We start from the raw sequence: 14,853 nt of genomic DNA on the forward strand, positions 1-14,853 counted from the left end.
TCACCCGAGTGGGTGAGGGCTCGCGCGGCGCCCCGCGAGCCGGGCGCGGGGCGCCGCGAAGGGGCGCGTCAGGCGGACTTCTGCAGCAGCGGCGCGGCCGTCAGCCGGAGGGTGAGGACCGGCAGCAGGTCGGCGAAGCGGTGCGGGCGGTGCGCGGCGATGCCCGGTGGCGCGGGGGCGAGCGGCACCAGCAGGTCGCCGGGGGCCGGCAGGCCCGACTCGGCGTCGGCCGTGACGTCGCCGTGCAGCCAGAGGGTGCACATGTAGAGGCCGGGGACGGTCAGCAGCCGGGGCTGGTACGGGGCGGACAGCGACTCGGCCTGGCGCAGCGCCAGTTCGGTGGAGGCGACGTACGGCCCCTCGAAGAAGTGCGAGAACGCCCATCCGTCCGGGGTCAGCATCGTCTCGCCCGCGGCGATCGCGCGCTCGTCCTCCTTGATGAGGAAGCGCCAGCCCGTCAACCGGGTGCGCGGTGCGCCGCCGGCCGGCAGGACCGGCTCCAGCACGTGGACGGGCAGGGTGAGTTCGTAGCTGAGGGAGCCCTGCGCGGCCTTCAGGGACGGGGTACGGGTCTCGCGGACGGCGGTGGGGGAGCCGAGGGCCGTGCGGATGCTGCGGAGGGCAGGCGCGGGTGCTGGGGGGACATGCAGGGGCATGACGGTTCGCCTCTCACTTCGGAGACACGCGGTGCTGGGCAGTGACGACGCTGTCGGTGTGCGGGGTCAGAGGGGGAGCCGGGACCGACTGCCGGGGCCTACTCTCTGCCTCAACCCGAGTTTATACGACACGTGTTCACATGGTGTTTCGGGTAGCTGTCGCCGGTATTTCCGGCAAGGAGATATCAGGGCCGCCTGCGGGGTGGATTTCGGTGATTTCGTTCCGAGCCGCACACGCCTGACCTCGGTTTCTTTCCCGAGGACGGTAGGCCGAAACTCGCCGGTGTTTATGACCCGCGCAATCCCCGGTGCCGGGAGCTGCCGTCATGCCAAGGGAATGTGCCGGAGTGCACTCAGCCTCCAGCCTACCGGTTATGCGGTCGGCACGAGGCGTTTCGATCGCGCCGCCTGGGCATCATCGTCCGTGACGACGGCGGCCGGCGCCGCGGCGGCCCGCTTGAGGAGGGAAGGGCTTCCATGGGTGAGAAGGTCGCGGTCGTGGGGTTCGACCTGGCCGACCGGCAGCGCCACCGGGACAAGCTCCGGCAGTGTCTGCAAGCGCTGGCGAGGTTACTCGGGGAGCGGCGTTTCGACCGTCCCCGCAACCTTATGGGGCTGGAGATCGAGTTGAATCTGGCGGGCCCCGACGGCATGCCGAGCATGATGAATGCCAAGGTGCTGGAGCGGATCGCGAGCCATGATTTCCAGACCGAACTCGGGCAGTTCAACCTCGAAGTGAACATTGTCCCGCACCGGTTGTCTGGGGCCGTTCTCGACCAGCTCGCCGAGGAGTTGCGCACCGGCCTCTCCTATGCCGACCGAAAGGCCCGGGAAGTCGGTTCCCGAATAGTGATGATCGGCATTCTGCCGACGCTCGGCCAGGCCGACCTGGTCCCCGCGAACTTCTCCGCCGCCGACCGCTACGCCCTGCTCAACGCCCAGTTGGTGGCGGCGCGCGGCGAGGACTTCACCATCGACATCGACGGCGTCGAACGGCTGGCGTGCACCGCGGGCTCCATCTGTCCCGAGGCCGCCTGCACCTCCGTCCAGCTGCACCTCCAGGTCACCCCGGGCCGGTTCGCCGCCGTGTGGAACGCGGCCCAGGCCATCGCCGCCGCGCAGATCGCCGTGGGCGCCAACTCGCCCTTCCTCTTCGGCCGCGAGCTGTGGCGCGAGTCCCGGCCGCCGCTGTTCGTCCAGTCCACCGACACCCGCCCGCCGGAGCTCAAGGCGCAAGGGGTGCGGCCACGCACCTGGTTCGGCGAGCGCTGGATCGACTCCGCCTACGAACTCTTCGAGGAGAACCTGCGGTTCTACCCGCCGATCCTGCCCATCAGCGGCGACGAGGACCCGCTGCGCGTCCTGGACGAAGGCGGGGTGCCGCGGCTGGACGAACTCACGCTGCACAACGGCACGATCTACCGCTGGAACCGTCCCGTCTACGGCATCGCCGACGGCGTCCCCCACCTGCGGGTGGAGAACCGGGTGCTGCCCGCCGGTCCGACCGTCGCCGACGTCCTGGCCAACACCGCGTTCTACTACGGCCTGGTCCGGGCCCTCGCCGAGGAGCCGCGGCCGGTGTGGACGCGGCTGCCCTTCGCGGTGGCCGCCGACAACTTCGACACCGCCTGCCGGCACGGCATCGACGCCGTGCTGCGCTGGCCGAAGGCGGGCCGCGGCGGCGTCGCCCCGGTGCCGGCCGTCCGCCTGGTCCGCGAGGAACTGCTGCCGCTGGCCGCCGCCGGGCTGGACGCCTGGGGCGTCGAACCGGCCGACCGCGACCGCTACCTGGGGATCATCGAGGGCCGCTGCCGGTGGCGGGCCAACGGGGCGTCCTGGCAGGCGGCCACCTACCACGCGGCGCGGGACAAGGGCCTGGACCGGCACGCCGCGCTGGCCGCCACCACGCGCCGCTACTGCGAACTGATGGCCACCGGGGAGCCGGTGCACACCTGGCCCGTCGGCACCGGCTGACACGGCCGACCCCCTGTCGTCCGGCCACCGGGCCGTCGGGCAAGCTGTGACGGACCGAACGGCCGGACGACGGATGCGGGAGTGGTGGAGTGCGGCAGAACGCCCGGGACACGGCGAGGACCCCGGCGGCCGGGCCGGGACGGACGGCCGGGCCCGGGCTGTCGCGGCGCACGCTGGGCACCGAGACCCTGCTGGTGCTCGCCCTGTCGCTGGGCGCCAGCGCGGTCTCCGCGCTGATCAGCTTCATCGGTGCCGCGACCCGGCCGGGCGGGCTGAAGGACCAGGCCGCCCGGCTCAACGCCTCGCACGCGCCCGGCCGGCCCTGGCTGGACCTGGCCTGGCAGGTCTTCGGCATCGCCACCGCGCTGGTGCCCGTGTTCCTCGTCGTCCACCTGCTGCTGCGCGAGGGGGCCGGCCCGCGGACGATCGGCCTCGACCGCCGCCGGCCCGGCTCCGACCTGGCCCGCGGCACCGCCGTCGCGGCGGTGGTCGGCGGCACCGGCCTGCTCCTCTACCTCGGGGCCCGGGCCGCCGGCGGCAACCTGACCGTGGTGCCGGAGTCCCTGCCGGACGTCTGGTGGAAGTTCCCGGTGCTGATCGCCTCCGCCGTGCAGAACGCGGTCCTGGAGGAGGTCGTGGTCGTCGGCTACCTGCTGCGCCGGCTCGGGCAGCTGGGCTGGTCGCCGGCGGCCGCGCTGGCCGCGAGCGCGGTGCTGCGCGGCTCGTACCACCTCTACCAGGGCATCGGCGGCCTCGTCGGGAACATGGCGATGGGCGTGCTCTTCGTCCTCCTCTACCGGCGCTGGGGCCGGGTGGGCCCGCTGGTGGCCGCGCACGCCCTGATCGACGTCGTGGCCTTCGTCGGCTACGCGCTGCTCGCCGGACATGTGAGCTGGCTGCCGACGGGCTGACGGGCGTCCGGTTCAAGGCCTGTCCGACGGCTCTTGGACCGCCGCCAGGCAGGCCGCCCCTGCCGCGTGGCGCGACTCGTGAGCTGCCGACCGCCTTACAGGGAGCACCTGCACCTGCGAGGCGGCGGTCTCAAGAGCCGTCGGGCACGGCTTGGTGGCCTAGACGAGCAGCTCGCCGTCGATGACGGTGACGGCGTCGCCGGTCAGCAGGGCCCGCTCCCCGCGCAGGGATACCCGTACCCGGCCCTGCCGGGCCCCGCCCTGCAGCCCCGTCAGCTCCGTGCGCCCCAGGCGCGCGGACCAGAACGGGGCCAGCGCGGTGTGCGCGCTGCCGGTGACGGGGTCCTCGTCGATGCCCGCGTTCGGGAAGAAGCCGCGCGAGACGAAGTCGTAGCCGCGCGTGGGGTCCTCGGCGGGCGCGGTGACGATGACGCCGCGGCGGGACCGCTCGGCCAGGGCCCGCGGGTCGGGGGCCAGGGCATGGACGGTCTTCTCGTCGGCCAGCTCCACCAGCAGGTCGCCGAGGTGGCGGCTGGTGTCGTGCACGCCCAGCAGCCGGGCGCCCAGGATGCCGGCCAGCCCGTCCGGAGCGGCGACGGGGGTGAGCGGGGAGGTCGGGAAGTCCAGGGTGATCGAGCCGTCCCCGCCCGCCGTCGTGGTCAGGGCGCCGCAGCGGGCGGCGAACCGCACGGTTCCCGTGGCCGTCCCGGTGGTGTGCAGGACGTGCGCGGTGGCGAGCGTGGCGTGCCCGCACATGTCCACCTCGGTCGTCGGGGTGAACCAGCGCAGCGCCCAGTCCGCCTCCGCGGCGGCGCCCAGCGGGTGGGCGAACGCCGTCTCGGACAGGTTGACCTCGGTGGCGATCTTCTGGAGCCGCTCGTCGTCGGGGAAACCCTCGGGTCCGAAGAGCAGGACGCCCGCGGGGTTGCCGGCGAAGGGGCGGTCGGTGAAAGCGTCGACGATTCGGATGCGCATGGCGCGACCGTAGGCGCGGCGGCGGGTCGGCGTACACGGCCAATGGGGGAGAAGTGGACCCGGGGCCCGGGGCGGGTGCGCCCTTCCGGAGGGGAGGAATCGCAGTCGGGGTCTTGTCGTCCGAACGTTACCGATATATCGTCGAAGCATCGTGAACGATCGATGACTGGAGGAACGACATGTATACCCACCACGAACACGAGCACCAGGGCCCCCGTCGGCGCGGATGGGGCGAGCGCGGCGGGCGGCGCGCCTTCGGGCCGTTCGGTCCTCCGTTCGGCGGGCCGCCCTTCGGCGGGCGCGGGCGGGGCGGACGCGGCGGCCGGGCGCGCCGCGGCGACGTGCGGGCCTCGATCCTGGCGCTGCTCCTGGACCGGCCGATGCACGGCTACGAGATGATCCGCGAGATCGCCGAGCGCAGCGGCGGGGCCTGGAAGCCCAGCCCGGGGTCGGTGTACCCGACCCTGCAACTGCTGGAGGACGAGGGCCTGATCAGCAGCGCGAGCGAGGGCGGCAAGAAGCTGTTCACCCTCACCGACGAGGGGCGCGCCGAGGCCGAGGCGGGGTCGCCGGCCCCCTGGGAAGAGGTCGGCGGCGGCATCGACCTGGAGGCGATGCAGGAGATCCGCCGGGCCGGCTTCGGGCTCATGGAGGCCCTGGGCCAGGTCTGGCGCACCGGCAGCCCCGAGCAGCGGGAGGAGGCCCTCGCCGTCCTCAACGAATCCCGCAAGAAGCTCTACCTGATCCTCGCGGAGGAGCGGTGAGCCGTCGGGGAGGAGTAGGCCCTCGGAGGGGCCGGAACCGGGGCGCGACCCCGAGAGGGCGCGCTCCCGTCTCCTCCTCAAGGAGGAGCGCGTGTTCGAGCGCGCCCAACTCGCGTCGGATGCGCGAATGCTTCCCCCCGGGGATGCCGTCGAGGCCCGGGACTGATGGGGTGGGAGGGTGTACAGCCGGACACCTGACCACAGCGCCGCGGACGACAGACCGCTGAGCACGGAGCTGGCCGCGGCGGTCGCGGGCGCCCGCAGACGGGCGCAGCGCGACGGTGACCGGCAGATCGACACCGCCCACCTCCTGCACTCCCTGCTGGAGGCCGACCCCGACGCCCGTCACGCCCTGCCCGGGGGGCCGCCCCAGGTCGCCAGGCTCCTCGGCTACCTCGTCCAGCGCTCCATCGGCTACGGACTGCGCTGGTCCGCCACGGTGGAGGACTCCCAGGCCCTGCCCCGGCTGCCGGACGGCGGGGCGCCCGGCCGGTCGCCCGCCGCAGCCACCGCCCTGACCGCGGCCTCCGCCCGGGCGGCCGCCCGCGGCGCCCGCCGCGTCGAGGGCACCGATCTGCTCGCCGCCCTCGCCCACGACCCCCGGTGCCGCGCCGTGGACGTGCTGCGGCGGGCCGGGGTCGACCTCATGGCCCTGGACGCCCGGCTCGGGCCCGCGGTCCGCCATGCGCAAAGCGGTTGACGCTCCTGACGGTTTCTCCGGAATCGGCTTCTCGTCGTGGCGGTGCCTTGGCATGATGCAGCGATGCAGACGTCTCAGGGGAGGGGCGCGGGGCTGGGGCTCGCCCTGGTCTCCGCACTCGCGTTCGGCGGATCGGGAGTCGCGGCCAAGCCGCTGATCGAGGCGGGGCTGGATCCGCTGCACGTGGTCTGGCTGCGGGCGGCCGGCGCCGCGCTCGTCCTGCTGCCCGTCGCCTGGCGGCACCGCGCCCTGGTGCGCCGCCGTCCCGCCCTGCTCGCCGGCTTCGGGCTGCTGGCCGTCGCGGGCGTCCAGGCCTGCTACTTCGCGGCCATATCCCGGATTCCCGTCGGGGTCGCCCTGCTCGTCGAGTACCTCGGTCCCGCGCTGCTGCTCGGCTGGGTGCGGTTCGTACAGCGGCGGCCGGTGAGCCGGGCGGCCGCGGCCGGGGTGGTGCTGGCCGTCGGCGGGCTCGCCTGCGTCGTCGAGGTGTGGTCCGGGCTGCGCTTCGACGTCCTGGGCCTGGTCATCGCGCTGGGCGCGGCCTGCTGCCAGGCCGGTTACTTCGTCCTGGCCGATCACGGCTCCGACGGCCGGGACCCCGCGGACCCGGTGGGCGTCACCGCCTACGGGCTGCTCGTCGGGGCCCTTGTCCTCACCGCCGTCGCCCGGCCCTGGACCATGGACTGGCACCTGCTCGCCGGGCGCGCGCGGATGGACGGCACCGCCGTCCCCGCCGGGCTGCTGCTCGCCTGGCTCGTGCTGATCGCCACCGTCGCCGCCTACCTCACCGGGGTGGTCGCGGTGCGCCGGCTCTCCTCCCAGGTGGCCTGCGTCGTCGCCTTCCTGGAGGCGGTCGTCGCCGTCGTGCTGGCCTGGGTGCTGCTCGGCGAGGGGCTGTCCGCGCCGCAGGCGGCCGGCGGCGCCCTGGTGCTGGTCGGCGCCTTCATCGCCCAGACGTCCACGCCCCGGGCCGCCCGTCCGGAGCCGGTCGCCCAGGGAGGCGCCCAGGGGGACGGAACGGTGGACGGGCGACGGGAGTTGTCCGACGGGTCGCTCCAGGCATAGGGTCCGATCATGCCCACGACCGCTGTTCTTCCGCCTCCCGCCGCGTAACGCGGGCGGCCGCCGCTTTCCCTGAGAACGTGCCCCGGCACGCGCTGTGACGCGCCCCGGGGACGATCGCCGCTGCCCGCACAGAGGACCACGCGATCCCTTCACGTCTTCTGCGGGAGAACAGTCATGTCCGACTCCACCCTTGCCCCGTCCTGCCCCGCGCAGGACAACTCCGCGATATCCGCGGCCCCTTCCGCCGCACGCGGGCTGCTCTATGTCACCTTCACCGCCCTCACCTGGGGCACCACCGGTGCCACCGCCACCCTGGCCATCGCCAGCAGCGGGCTCGGGCCCGTCGCGCTCACCTTCTGGCGCGGCGCGGGCGGCTTCGCGCTGTTGCTGGCCGTACGGCTCCTCGCGCCCTCGCACCGGCGGGCGCGCCGCGGCCGTCGCCGGCAGGGTCCGCTGCGCGGGCGGATCGTGCCCGCCCTCGTCAACGGCGTGGGCCTGACCGTCTTCAACGCCGCCTTCTTCGCGGCGGTCGATGCCACCGGCACCGCCGTCGGCACGGTCGTCACCCTGGGGGCGGCGCCCGTGCTGGCGGCGGCCGGCGGGCGGCTGCTGCTGGGCGAACGGCTCGGCGCCGGCGGCCGGTTGGCGGTCGTCGGGGCGGTCGCCGGGCTGGCGGTCCTCGTCCTCGGCGGCGACGGCGACGGCGCGGGCGCGGTGCGGCCGGCGGGGGTGGCGCTCGCCCTGCTGTCGGGCGCGGGGTACGCGCTGTTCACCGTCTACACGCGGTACCTCGGCCGGACGGGCCGGGCCGCGGACCCGTTCGGCGCGACGCTGACGTCCTTCGGCGTGTGCACGGTGGCCCTCCTGCCGCTCGCCGCGGCGGACGGACTGCTGCCGCACACCCGTGAACTGGGCGTCACCCTGGGGCTGATGGCGTACCTGGTGACCGTGCCGACGGCGCTGGCGTACGCCCTCTTCTTCACCGGGCTGCAGTCGGTGCGGGCCACCACCGCCACGGTGATCACGCTCCTGGAGCCGGTCACGGCGGCGGTCATCGCCGTCACCCTGCTCGGGGAGCGGCTGACCGCGGCGACCGTGGCGGGCACGGGCGTGCTGATGGGGGCGGTGGGTGCGTTGGCGCTCGCGGAGGCTCGTGGGGCGGGGGCGTCTGCTTCCGCCGTGGGTGGTGGGCGGTGAGGCAGCCCGTTCCGGGGGGCCAGGTGGGGGAGTTCGCCCCTGGCCCTCCCCCGGAGGGGGCACCCCCCCAGTTCACCGTTTCTTCCGGGGCTCCGCCCCCTCGGCCCGGCACCGCGCTCCGCGCGGTGAGCGGGGGATCCGCCCCTGCACGCCGCCGGGGGGCTTCGCCCCCTGGACCCCTGAAGCGCCCTTCGGGCGCTGTCCTCAAACGCCGGACCGGCTGAATGGTGCTAGCGGACGAGGGGCTCGCCCTCCGGTCGTTTGCCGGTCGGCGCGGCGTTGGCCCGGGGCTTTGCGGAGCGGGGGCCCCGGGTCTGGGTGAGGGCCGCTCCGGCCAGTACCACGGCCGCGCCCACGGGGGTGTTCCAGCTGAGCTGTTCGTCCAGCAGGGCCGCCCCGGCCGCCGTCGCCACCACCGGGATGAAGTACGTGCTCAGCGCCGCGGTCGTGGGGCCGACCTCGGCCACCAGGCCGTACTGGACGAGCATGGCCAGACCCGTGCCCAGCGCGCCCAGCGCGGCGATCGCCAGCACCGGCACGAGGTGGAAGGAGGACGGCAGCGGTGCGGCCAGGGGCGCGACCACTGCCAGTTGGACGGTTCCTATCAGCAACTGGCCGGTGGACAGGGAGAGGTGGGATTCGCCCGTGCCCGAGAGCGTGCGTCTCACATAGATCCAGCCGACCGCGTAACTGGCGGAGGCCGTCAGCGCCATCGCGGTGCCCCGGGGGTCCTGCCCGGAGAACCCCTTCCAGGCGCCGAGCACGATGAGCACCCCGGCGAAGCCCAGGACGAGGCCCGCGAACCGGCGTCGCGTCGGCCGGTCCTCGGAGAGCGCCACGAGCGAGAGCACCATGCCCCACAGCGGGGTGGTGGCGTTGCAGATGCCCGCGAGCGAGGAGGGGATCGTCAGTTCCGAGTAGGCGAACAACGAGAAGGGCAGGGCGTTGAGCAGGAACGCCGCGACCGTCAGGTGCGCCCAGGTGCGCCGGGCCCGGGGCAGCCGCTCCCGGCGGAGGGCGAGGAACAGGGCGAGCACCGCCGTGCCGAAGAGCATGCGGCCGAGGGAGACGAAGAGCGGGGCGTAGCCGTCCGTCCCCAGCCTCATGAACAGGAAGCTGAAGCCCCAGACGAGGGCCAGCGCGCCGAAGCGGATGCGCCAGTCCACGGTGGACGAGCGCGGGGTGGTGGCGGAAGAGACAGATGGGGCGGTGGAGGAGCGTGGGGTGACGGTCGTCATGATCACACAAGATCTCGCGCCCATCCCCTTAGGACAAGCAAATAATGGTCGGGGCAATCGATTAGCATCGCTGAGGTGTTGAAGTATCGCTGAGGTGTTGAACCTCGAACGCCTGCGGACCCTCGACGCCGTCGCACGCTACGGCTCGGTCGGCAGGGCGGCCGACGGACTGCACGTCACCACCTCCGCCGTCTCCCGGCAACTGGCCGAGCTGGAACGGGAGACCGGCCAGAAGCTGCTGGCCAAGCAGGGCCGCGGGTGCGCCTCACCGACGCGGGACGGCTGCTCGCCGCCCATGCGGCGCGCATCCTCACCCAGGTCGGGTTCGCCCGGGCGGACCTGGAGGCGCAGCGCGGCCAGGCCATCGGCGAGCTGCTGCTCGGCGCCTTCCCGACGGCCGCCCGTGGGGTGCTGCCGACGGCACTCGCCCGGCTGCGCGCCGAACACCCCCGGCTGACCGTCGGCCTGGAGGAGATGCGGCCCGAGGAGGCCGTGCGCCGGGTGGAGCGCGGCGACCTCGACCTGGCCGTCGTCCTCGACTGGGACAACCGGCCGACGACCCTGCCCGCCGGGCTGTCGAAGGCCGCGATCCTCGACGACCCCGTCGACGTGGCGGTGCCGGACGGCCACCTGCTCGCCGACCGCGACGACGTCGTCCTGGAGGACTTCGCGGGCGGCGAGTGGGTCTCCTGGCCCAAGGGCGAGTTCTGCCACGACTGGCTGCTGTGCACCCTGCGGGGCAAGGGCATCGAGCCCCGGATCTCGCACATGGCCGACGAGCACCACACCCGGCTCGCCCTGGTCGCCGCCGGCTTCGGGGTCGTCGTCTCGCCCCGGCTGGGCCGCGGACCCGTCCCCGACGGGGTGCGCATGGTGCCCGTGCGGCACGCGATGTGCCGTCACGTCTTCGCCGTCTGGCGCACCGGCGCCGGTGACCGGCCCTCGGTGCGGGCCGCCGTCGCGGCGCTGTGCGAGGCCGGCCGGGCGGCCGCCGGGCAGGGCCCGCGGCCGGGGGCGCGCGGAACCCCCGCGCCCCCGCAGTAACCTGGGGCGATGCTCCCCGAAGTCACCGCCATCCGCTACGTCACGCCCTTGCGTGAGGGCGGCTCGCTGCCGGGCATCGTCGAGGCCGACGATCTCGGGACCTACGTCATGAAGTTCACCGGGGCCGGGCAGGGCCGCAAGACCCTCGTCGCCGAGGTGATCTGCGGACAACTGGCCAGGGCGCTCGGCCTGCGCGTCCCGGACCTGGTGGGCATCTGGCTGGACCCGGTCATCGGCCGCGCCGAGCCCGACCCGGAGGTGCAGGGGCTGCTCAAGGCGAGCGGCGGGCTCAACCTCGGCATGGACTACCTCCCCGGCGCCCTCGGTTTCGACCCGCTCGCCTTCGAGACGGACGCCGTCGAGGCCGGACGCGTGGTGTGGTTCGACGCGCTGGTGGGCAACGTCGACCGCTCCTGGCGCAACCCCAACCTCCTGGTGTGGCACGGCGCGCTGTGGCTCATCGACCACGGCGCGACGATGATCTGGCACCACAACTGGCCGTCCGCGCCGGCCACCGCGGCCAAGGCGTACGACGCCTCCGACCACGTCCTGGCCACCTTCGGCCCGGACCTCGCCGGGGCCGCCGCCGAGCTGGCCCCGCGGGTGACCGAGGAGCTGCTGACCGAGGTCGTCGCCGACGTCCCGGACGAATGGCTGGCCGACGAGCCGGGCTTCACCGGCCCGGACGCCGTGCGCCGGGCCTACGTCGAGGTGTTGCGGGACCGCGCCGCCACCATCGGCGAGCGGATCGCCATCGGTGAGCGCAGCGCGGACGGGCCCTCGCAGGCGCCCGAGTGGGTGCGGGTCAGGTTGGACAGGAAGGCCGGGAAGTGACGAACCGCATGAACCACCAGGGCAACGTGGGGCCCAAGGGCGGCATGGACCCCAAGGGCGGCATGGATCCCAAAGAACGTGAAGTCTTCGAGTACGCGCTGCTGCGCGTCGTCCCCCGCGTCGAGCGCGGGGAGCAGATCAACGCCGGCGTCGTCGTCTACTGCCAGGCGGAGTCCTTCGTCGAGGCCCGCGTCCATCTGGACGAGCGGCGCCTGCTCGCCCTCGACCCGACGGCCGACGTGGCGGGCGTCCGGGCCGCGCTGCACGCCGTCGAGGGGATCTGCGCCGGCGGGGAGCGCGCGGGCCAGGCCGCGTGCGACGACGCCGGACGGCGTTTCCGCTGGCTGATCGCGCCGCGCAGCACGGTCGTCCAGCCCGGTCCGGTGCACACCGGGCTGACCTGCGACCCCCGGGCGGAACCGGAGCGTCTGCTCGACCTGCTGGTGAGGTAGGACTCCCGTGGCGTACAGAGGCGTTGACAGCCGGTGGCCGGGCTTCTAGCGTCTGATCGGCCGAAGCTACTAAGCGGTTGCTCACCCGCTGTTCCCCGTGGTCCGTCCGTACGGACCCACCGGTCCCGGGCGGGGGAGCCGCCATCGAGGTGAGGAGAAACGGCATGACCACCACCGAGCGACGGGTGGCCGTCGTCACCGGCGCGGCCCGGGGCATCGGCGCCGCGACGGCCCTGCGCCTGGCCCGGGACGGGTACGCGGTCGCCGTCCTCGACCTCGACGAGGCGGCCTGCGCCGGCACCGTGGAGCGCATCACCGAGGCCGGCGGCACGGCCCTCGCCGTCGGCTGCGACGTCTCCGACGCCGACCAGGTCGCCGCCGCCGTCGCCCGGGTGGCGGACGGACTCGGCGCACCCGCCGTGCTCGTCAACAACGCCGGCGTGCTCCGCGACAACCTGCTGTTCAAGATGAGCGACAGCGACTGGGACACGGTCATGAACGTGCACCTGCGCGGCGCGTTCCTGATGGCGCGCGCCTGCCAGAAGCACATGGTGGACGCCGGCTGGGGCCGCATCGTCAACCTCTCCAGCAGTTCCGCCCTCGGCAACCGCGGCCAGGCCAACTACTCCGCCGCGAAGGCCGGTCTGCAGGGCTTCACCAAGACCCTCGCCAAGGAGCTCGGCAAGTTCGGCGTCACCGTCAACGCCGTCGCCCCCGGCTTCATCGCCACCGACATGACCGCCTCCACCGCGGCGCGCATCGGCGTGGGCTTCGAGGACCTCCAGGCCGCCGCGGCCAAGGAGATCCCGGTCGGCCGGGTGGGCCGGCCCGAGGACGTCGCCGAGGCCATCGCCTTCTTCGCCGGGGAGAGCGCCGGCTTCGTCTCCGGCCAGGTCCTGTACGTGGCCGGCGGGCCGCTCGACTGAATCTGCCCTACTGAACGGGAGCAGCAGCATGACCGCACAGGAGCCCGCCGGCACCGGCCGGGTGGCGCTGATCACCGGGGCGAGCCGCGGCATCGGCCACGCCATCGCCGAGGCCCTCGTCGCCCGCGGCGACAGCGTCGTCATCACCGGCCGCAACGAGGAGGCGCTGAAGGACGCCGTCGCCTCGCTCGGCGCCGGCCGGGCGCTCGGCGTGCCCGGCAAGGCGCACGACGAGGCCCATCAGGCCGCCGCGGTCGACGCCGCGATGGAACGCTTCGGCCGCGTCGACTACCTCGTCAACAACGCGGGGACGAACCCGGTGTTCGGCCCCATCGCCGACACCGACCTCGCCGTCGCCCGCAAGGTCTTCGAGACCAACGTCGTCTCCGCGCTCGGCTTCGCCCAGCGCACCTGGCACGCCTGGCAGAAGGAGAACGGCGGGGCGATCGTCAACGTCACCTCCATCGCCGGCCTCGCCGCCTCCCCCTTCGTCGGCGTCTACGGCATGAGCAAGGCCGCCATGGCCAACCTCACCCTCCAGCTCGCCCACGAGATGGCCCCGAAGGTGCGCGTCAACTCCATCGCGCCCGCCGTGGTGAAGACGAAGTTCGCCGCCGCCCTCTACGAGGGACGCGAGGCGGAGGCCACCGCGTCCTACCCGCTGGGCCGCCTCGGCGTCCCGGAGGACGTGGCCGGGGCGGCCGCGTTCCTGCTCTCGGACGCCGCCGGGTGGGTCACCGGACAGACGCTCGTCGTGGACGGGGGGCTGTTCCTGAACGCCGGGGTCTGAGGCCCTTCGTCCGGGCTTCTTCGTCCGAGCTTCTTCGTCCGAGCTTCTTCGCTTCTTGGTCCGAGCCTCTTGGTCCGAGCCTCTTCGTCGGGCGCGGGACCGTCGTTGTCAGTGGCCCCCGGTATGTTCTCCCCGAGTTCAAGAACAACCCCGGAGGTTGCTGACGTGACGGTCACCGACGTGCTGCCCGAGTCCTGGCGCGCAGTCCTCGGCGAGGAGCTGGAGAAGCCCTATTTCAGGGAGCTCACCGACTTCGTCGAGGAGGAGCGGACGAAGGCCCCGGTGTACCCGCCGCGCGGCGAGGTCTTCGCCGCGCTGGAGGCCACCCCCTACGAGCGGGTCAAGGTCCTCGTCCTCGGCCAGGACCCCTACCACGGCGCCGGCCAGGGGCACGGGCTGTCCTTCTCGGTCCGCCCCGGCGTCAGGACGCCGCCCTCCCTGCGCAACATCTACAAGGAGATGCGCGAGGAGCTCGGCTACGACATCCCCGACAACGGCTATCTGCTGCCCTGGGCCCAGCAGGGAGTCCTGCTGCTCAACGCGGTGCTGACGGTCCGTGGCGGGGAGCCCAACTCCCACAAGGGCAAGGGCTGGGAGAAGTTCACCGACGCGGTGATCCGCGCCGTCGTCTCCCGGCCCGACCCGGCCGTCTTCGTCCTCTGGGGCAACTACGCCCAGAAGAAGCTGCCGTTGATCGACGAGTCGCGGCACACCGTCGTCAAGGGCGCCCACCCCTCGCCGCTGTCGGCCAAGCGCTTCTTCGGCAGCCGCCCCTTCTCCCAGATCAACGAGGCGATCCAGGCCCAGGGCCACGAGCCGGTCGACTGGCGGATCCCGGACCTGGAGGTCTGAGCGGCTCAGGCCGGTGCGTGCGCGAAGCGGTAGGGCACGGCCTTGACGCCGTGCTCCGCCGTGAACTCCCCGCCGCCCGTCAGACCGGCCAGCTCGCCGCCGCCCGAGCCGGCCACCACCTCGAACGAGCAGCGCACCGCGCCCCGTTCGTCGAAGGTGCCGCTCTCGCGCACCACGAAGGAGCCGCGCCGGCCGCCGACCGAGCCGTCGAACTGCTGATGGCCGGTGAACGAGCCCGTCCCGTCCGGGTGGTAGACGATCGTGTACGCGCAGTGGGTGCCGGCCGCCTCGATGGCGCCGGTGTAGGTGTTGCGCACCGCGGCCCGGGCGAGGCGGGTTCCGTCCGGGGTCCGGGCGAGTTCCTCCTCGTCCCAGCCGTCGAAGGTGAAGGTACCGGTGGTGGCGGTGGCGGTGGTGGTGTGCATGGTCATGACGGGGCCTTTCGGTGGTGCCGGTTTGGCGACGCCCACCACCC

General features: G+C 73.6%; 15 protein-coding genes and 1 pseudogene. 12 read left to right on the plus strand and 4 right to left on the minus strand.

What is annotated here, in order from left to right; genetic code table 11:
- Window positions 1–68 precede the first annotated feature (68 nt).
- Complete coding sequence (locus I5Q34_RS22590) at window positions 69–656, minus strand: hypothetical protein (protein WP_199894115.1); 588 nt, start codon at window positions 654–656, stop codon at window positions 69–71.
- Between the two features lie 477 nt (window positions 657–1,133).
- On the opposite strand from I5Q34_RS22590, the gene I5Q34_RS22595 reads away from it, so the two are divergent.
- Both I5Q34_RS22595 and I5Q34_RS22600 read left to right on the plus strand, forming a co-directional pair.
- Window positions 1,134–2,630 carry a glutamate--cysteine ligase gene (locus I5Q34_RS22595; protein WP_199894116.1) on the plus strand — a complete coding sequence of 499 codons (1,497 nt, stop codon included), beginning with the start codon at window positions 1,134–1,136 and terminating at the stop codon, window positions 2,628–2,630.
- 158 nt (window positions 2,631–2,788) lie between these two features.
- Window positions 2,789–3,541, plus strand: coding sequence for a CPBP family intramembrane glutamic endopeptidase (locus I5Q34_RS22600; protein WP_199894325.1), 753 nt, complete (start codon window positions 2,789–2,791; stop codon window positions 3,539–3,541).
- Window positions 3,542–3,700: 159 nt separating this feature from the next.
- Here the strand turns inward: I5Q34_RS22600 and I5Q34_RS22605 are convergent, their stop codons facing one another.
- On the minus strand, window positions 3,701–4,516 hold the full coding sequence (locus I5Q34_RS22605) for a PhzF family phenazine biosynthesis protein (RefSeq protein WP_199894117.1): 816 nt from the start codon (window positions 4,514–4,516) through the stop codon (window positions 3,701–3,703).
- Window positions 4,517–4,695: 179 nt separating this feature from the next.
- On the opposite strand from I5Q34_RS22605, the gene I5Q34_RS22610 reads away from it, so the two are divergent.
- From I5Q34_RS22610 to I5Q34_RS22625, 4 genes are all read left to right on the plus strand, one after another.
- The gene (locus I5Q34_RS22610) at window positions 4,696–5,280 is read left to right on the plus strand and encodes a PadR family transcriptional regulator (RefSeq protein WP_199894118.1); all 585 of its coding nucleotides are present in this window, start codon (window positions 4,696–4,698) and stop codon (window positions 5,278–5,280) included.
- Window positions 5,281–5,458: 178 nt separating this feature from the next.
- Window positions 5,459–5,980: a Clp protease N-terminal domain-containing protein gene (locus I5Q34_RS22615; protein ID WP_199894119.1), complete on the plus strand. Its 522-nt coding sequence runs from the start codon at window positions 5,459–5,461 to the stop codon at window positions 5,978–5,980.
- Between the two features lie 63 nt (window positions 5,981–6,043).
- On the plus strand, window positions 6,044–7,045 hold the full coding sequence (locus tag I5Q34_RS22620) for a DMT family transporter (protein ID WP_199894120.1): 1,002 nt from the start codon (window positions 6,044–6,046) through the stop codon (window positions 7,043–7,045).
- Window positions 7,046–7,219: 174 nt separating this feature from the next.
- Window positions 7,220–8,242 (plus strand): DMT family transporter, encoded by a 1,023-nt coding sequence (locus tag I5Q34_RS22625; RefSeq protein ID WP_199894121.1) that lies wholly within the window; start codon window positions 7,220–7,222, stop codon window positions 8,240–8,242.
- A gap of 230 nt (window positions 8,243–8,472) precedes the next feature.
- Here the strand turns inward: I5Q34_RS22625 and I5Q34_RS22630 are convergent, their stop codons facing one another.
- On the minus strand, window positions 8,473–9,480 hold the full coding sequence (locus I5Q34_RS22630; protein ID WP_199894122.1) for a DMT family transporter: 1,008 nt from the start codon (window positions 9,478–9,480) through the stop codon (window positions 8,473–8,475).
- Window positions 9,481–9,574: 94 nt separating this feature from the next.
- On the opposite strand from I5Q34_RS22630, the pseudogene I5Q34_RS22635 reads away from it, so the two are divergent.
- The 6 genes and pseudogenes from I5Q34_RS22635 to I5Q34_RS22660 all read left to right on the plus strand — a co-directional run bounded on the left by I5Q34_RS22635 (window position 9,575) and on the right by I5Q34_RS22660 (window position 14,378).
- Window positions 9,575–10,524 (plus strand): annotated as a pseudogene (locus I5Q34_RS22635) (LysR substrate-binding domain-containing protein).
- Window positions 10,525–10,533: 9 nt separating this feature from the next.
- Window positions 10,534–11,358 (plus strand): HipA family kinase, encoded by an 825-nt coding sequence (locus tag I5Q34_RS22640; RefSeq protein WP_199894123.1) that lies wholly within the window; start codon window positions 10,534–10,536, stop codon window positions 11,356–11,358.
- 62 nt (window positions 11,359–11,420) lie between these two features.
- Window positions 11,421–11,810 carry a DUF3037 domain-containing protein gene (locus tag I5Q34_RS22645; protein WP_199894326.1) on the plus strand — a complete coding sequence of 130 codons (390 nt, stop codon included), beginning with the start codon at window positions 11,421–11,423 and terminating at the stop codon, window positions 11,808–11,810.
- 164 nt (window positions 11,811–11,974) lie between these two features.
- The gene (gene fabG, locus I5Q34_RS22650) at window positions 11,975–12,736 is read left to right on the plus strand and encodes a 3-oxoacyl-ACP reductase FabG (protein ID WP_199894124.1); all 762 of its coding nucleotides are present in this window, start codon (window positions 11,975–11,977) and stop codon (window positions 12,734–12,736) included.
- Window positions 12,737–12,764: 28 nt separating this feature from the next.
- Entirely contained in the window at window positions 12,765–13,526 is a 762-nt protein-coding gene (locus tag I5Q34_RS22655; RefSeq protein ID WP_199894125.1) for an SDR family oxidoreductase, read from the plus strand.
- 123 nt (window positions 13,527–13,649) lie between these two features.
- Complete coding sequence (locus tag I5Q34_RS22660) at window positions 13,650–14,378, plus strand: uracil-DNA glycosylase (RefSeq protein ID WP_199894126.1); 729 nt, start codon at window positions 13,650–13,652, stop codon at window positions 14,376–14,378.
- A 5-nt stretch (window positions 14,379–14,383) separates the two neighbouring features.
- Here I5Q34_RS22660 and I5Q34_RS22665 read toward each other — a convergent pair whose 3' ends face one another.
- The gene (locus I5Q34_RS22665) at window positions 14,384–14,809 is read right to left on the minus strand and encodes a DUF3224 domain-containing protein (protein ID WP_307811718.1); all 426 of its coding nucleotides are present in this window, start codon (window positions 14,807–14,809) and stop codon (window positions 14,384–14,386) included.
- Window positions 14,810–14,853 lie beyond the last annotated feature (44 nt).

Origin of the sequence: Streptomyces sp. AV19, assembly GCF_015999245.1 — a bacterium.
In the GTDB taxonomy this organism is placed as follows: domain Bacteria; phylum Actinomycetota; class Actinomycetes; order Streptomycetales; family Streptomycetaceae; genus Streptomyces.

Coding starts and splice junctions, on each gene's coding strand:
- I5Q34_RS22655 (WP_199894125.1), top strand. CDS start 12,765: ATGACCGCACAGGAGCCCGCCGGCACCGGCCGGGTGGCGCTGATCACC.
- I5Q34_RS22660 (WP_199894126.1), top strand. CDS start 13,650: ATGTTCTCCCCGAGTTCAAGAACAACCCCGGAGGTTGCTGACGTGACG.
- I5Q34_RS22595 (WP_199894116.1), top strand. CDS start 1,134: ATGGGTGAGAAGGTCGCGGTCGTGGGGTTCGACCTGGCCGACCGGCAG.
- I5Q34_RS22645 (WP_199894326.1), top strand. CDS start 11,421: ATGGATCCCAAAGAACGTGAAGTCTTCGAGTACGCGCTGCTGCGCGTC.
- I5Q34_RS22630 (WP_199894122.1), bottom strand. CDS start 9,480: ATGACGACCGTCACCCCACGCTCCTCCACCGCCCCATCTGTCTCTTCC.
- I5Q34_RS22620 (WP_199894120.1), top strand. CDS start 6,044: ATGCAGACGTCTCAGGGGAGGGGCGCGGGGCTGGGGCTCGCCCTGGTC.
- I5Q34_RS22605 (WP_199894117.1), bottom strand. CDS start 4,516: ATGCGCATCCGAATCGTCGACGCTTTCACCGACCGCCCCTTCGCCGGC.
- I5Q34_RS22610 (WP_199894118.1), top strand. CDS start 4,696: ATGTATACCCACCACGAACACGAGCACCAGGGCCCCCGTCGGCGCGGA.
- I5Q34_RS22590 (WP_199894115.1), bottom strand. CDS start 656: ATGCCCCTGCATGTCCCCCCAGCACCCGCGCCTGCCCTCCGCAGCATC.
- I5Q34_RS22625 (WP_199894121.1), top strand. CDS start 7,220: ATGTCCGACTCCACCCTTGCCCCGTCCTGCCCCGCGCAGGACAACTCC.
- I5Q34_RS22665 (WP_307811718.1), bottom strand. CDS start 14,809: ATGACCATGCACACCACCACCGCCACCGCCACCACCGGTACCTTCACC.
- fabG (WP_199894124.1), top strand. CDS start 11,975: ATGACCACCACCGAGCGACGGGTGGCCGTCGTCACCGGCGCGGCCCGG.
- I5Q34_RS22640 (WP_199894123.1), top strand. CDS start 10,534: ATGCTCCCCGAAGTCACCGCCATCCGCTACGTCACGCCCTTGCGTGAG.